The following is a 383-nucleotide window of genomic DNA, read 5'->3' on the forward strand; positions in this document are numbered from 1 at the left end:
CCACTGGGCCGACCTGCCGGACTCCGTGCGCAGCGCCGTGGAGGACATCCTCGGCGCCCGCGTCGTCCACGTGCAGAGCCAGAACGGCGGGTTCTCACCGGGAGTCGCCGCCCGGGTCAGGCTCACCGACGGCCGACGCGCGTTCGTCAAGGCGGTCAGCGCCGAGGCGAACCCGGGCAGCCCCGACCTGCACCGCGCCGAGGCCCGGAACACCGCCGCTCTCCCGCCCGGCGCCCCCGTGCCGCGGCTGCTCGGGTCGTACGACGACGGAACCCGGGTCGCCCTCGTCCTCCAGGACATCGACGGCCGCCAGCCCCGCATCCCCTGGACATCGGCGGAGCTGGACCGGGTCCTGACAGCGGTCGGCGAGCTGAACCGGACCC

The 383-nt window shown here is 75.5% G+C and carries 1 pseudogene; it reads left to right on the forward strand.

The window, feature by feature from the left end:
- Positions 1–383 (forward strand): annotated as a pseudogene (locus tag AC1DUE_RS20660) (aminoglycoside phosphotransferase family protein); the annotation flags it as partial.

The organism is Cellulomonas sp. P4_A2, from assembly GCF_056402515.1.